Origin of the sequence: Mycobacterium sp. E2479, from assembly GCF_001667925.1 — a bacterium.
In the GTDB taxonomy this organism is placed as follows: Bacteria; Actinomycetota; Actinomycetes; order Mycobacteriales; family Mycobacteriaceae; genus Mycobacterium.
The window spans coordinates 1-2305 of sequence record NZ_LZJR01000077.1; the positions used below are offsets into that span (position 1 = coordinate 1).

The window sequence follows — 2305 nt, forward strand, 5'->3', positions numbered from 1 at the left end:
AGCCACAAACGAACCCGAGCCCGGACCCGAGTAGATCCGCGCCGAATTGAACTCCGGCGGAAACGCCCCAAAATCCACCACGAATGTGCCCCTTAACCTGTGACTTCCGAATCGAAGACGCGAGCAATAGGTGACGTTAATGCGCTGGTGACCACGGCCACGCCGGCCAGCGAAGTAGTGCCGTTCGGGCGCGCCTTCGAAACGGGAGCCGTGGCCAGTCGCTCAGCACTGGCCGGCCATCCGAAGTCCGGGCCCGATCGCTGGTGTGAGCTGCCCGAATACCCCGAGCTGAGCACCGGCCGGCTAGGCGCGGCGCCATGCGAGTGCGGCGTCGTCGAGCGCACGCGTGTTCGGGCCGGGGATAAAATCCGGGCGCAGATAAAGATGCGGGAGTACACGCTGGATTCCTCCGCTCATCCGGCCGATGGTGGGCGAGTCAGCACGCTGTAGCGGAACCCGTATTTGTTGACGTAGCCGGCGGCGGCGCCGCGCCGGCCCATTCCTCCCACCGGCATCCCCCGCAGCAGGCCATTGGCCGGTGAACCGTGCAACCCCGTCGCGGCGGCGGCTTGGACGGGTGCGGCTTCCACGTCGGATACCGTGGCCGGGCTGACCGCCGAGGTCAGCGTCGCCCAGTGCTGCGGAACCGAGAGCATCCCCACCCGGGCGGCCTGCCCGGCACCCGCGGAGACCGCACCCACGTGCCCGACGCCGCCACCCAGGTTGCCCAGACCCAGGCTGGCAAACTGCGGGGTCGGGAACCATGCACCACCGGCACCCGCCGTGCTACCACCGGGACCAAAGGTCAACTGCTGAGCGATCGACGAACTGAAGCTCGCCATACCAATCGAGAAGTAACCCAGACCCGTCATCCGCTTGAAGACCGTGTCGTACAAAGAGGGGTTCAACCCCAGGAAGTTATTGCTCGGGGTCGGCAGTCCGGATTGCGTGAGGTTCTGCAGTGCGCTCGTCAGCCAGGTGAACGGACCCGGCTCGGCGGCGGTCGTGCTCGACGCTTGCGTCACCGCCTGAGATGTGTTGGCGGACAGGGTTTGTGGGACCGCTAGCTGCGATGCCGCGTGGGCGGTGCTCTGCGCGGTGTTGCCCGCCGGCTGGGCGGCCGCCTGCGCGACCGCGCCGGCCTGCTTGGGAACCGCTTCCGGGGTGGTTGTGTTGGGCGGTGACGTGAACGGGGTCAGCTCCGATGCGGCTGCCGACGCGCCGGCGTAACCGTACATCGCGGCGGCGTCTTGAGCCCACATCTGCATGTACTGCGCCTCGGTGGCCGCGATCGCGGGGGTGTTCTGCCCGAAGAAGTTCGTGGCCACCAGGTTCGCCAGCAGCAACCGATTGGCCGCGATCACCGGTGGCGGCACCGTCATCGCGAACGCCGCCTCAAAAGCCGCCGCGGCCGCCCGGGCCCGGCCGGCGGTCTCCTCGGCCTGCGCGGCCAGGACGCTGAGCCAGCTCACATACGGTGTGACGGCCGACAGCATCGCGGCCGAGGCCGGACCCACCCAGGACGCGTCGGTCAACTCCGAAATCACCGATGTGTAGCCATTGGCCGCCGAGCCCAGCTCCGCACCGAGTCCGTCCCAGGCCGCCGCCGCGGCCATGATCGAACCCGACCCCGGACCCGCGTACATGCGACCGGAGTTGACCTCCGGCGGTAATCCCCCGAAGTCCATGGTTACGAAGCACCGGCCTCGAACGACATTTATCCCCTCGCAGCTGATCTCTCAACGACGACCTTCAGAATTGGCTTGCCCGAAAGGCTAAAGGGGCGCACGGCCCCGCCGCCGCGTCGCGACTCGGCCGCTGTTGCGGCGGCGGCGATTTCGCAAACGGCGTCCGGGCGTGGCGGCGCGATCCGGGGCGCATCCGCCGGATCTCGCCGCCACTCCCACTGCCTGCAGGAATGCCGCTGCCGCGCGACGCGCCACCGGCGCAACGTCGCTACCGCGGGGGTCGTGGCGCGGGAACGACACCGACGCCAGACACCGGCGCGGGATAAAAATCCGGCCGCAGATAAAGGGCGTCCGAGATTGACTGCCGAGGCCGCGGGAGCACCCGCACCGGACGCGCCGAGTCCTATCCCGGACTCGCCATTGCACACGACGACCAGCCCTCGTAGACACGCGAAAACGCACCCTGCCGCCGGGGCTTCGGAGGCAGGGCGCGTCGCAGATCGCGCCGGCGCTGCCGCCGGCCGGGACTATCCCGCGAAGGGTGGGCGGGCCATGACGGTGGGCCGGAATCCGTACTTGGGTCCGGCGACTCCGTGGCCTGCGACGCATGCACCGGC

The 2305-nt window shown here is 68.9% G+C and carries 2 protein-coding genes and 1 pseudogene; 1 reads left to right on the forward strand and 2 read right to left on the reverse strand.

Features of this window, described 5'->3' with window-relative positions; genetic code table 11:
* Window positions 1-99 precede the first annotated feature (99 nt).
* The gene (locus A5686_RS10580) at window positions 100-450 is read left to right on the forward strand and encodes a hypothetical protein (protein WP_197520543.1); all 351 of its coding nucleotides are present in this window, start codon (window positions 100-102) and stop codon (window positions 448-450) included.
* Here A5686_RS10580 and A5686_RS10585 read toward each other — a convergent pair.
* Together A5686_RS10585 and A5686_RS27170 are read right to left on the reverse strand one after the other, a co-directional pair.
* Window positions 414-1688, reverse strand: a complete 1275-nt coding sequence (locus A5686_RS10585; protein ID WP_067933863.1) for a PPE family protein — start codon at window positions 1686-1688, stop codon at window positions 414-416. The genes A5686_RS10580 and A5686_RS10585 overlap by 37 nt on opposite strands.
* A gap of 527 nt (window positions 1689-2215) precedes the next feature.
* Window positions 2216-2305: pseudogene (locus A5686_RS27170) on the reverse strand (hypothetical protein); the annotation flags it as partial.

What these genes read in the sequence shown, in the direction of transcription:
- A5686_RS10585 (WP_067933863.1), bottom strand. Translation starts at nt 1,688, where the DNA reads ATGGACTTCGGGGGATTACCGCCGGAGGTCAACTCCGGTCGCATGTAC.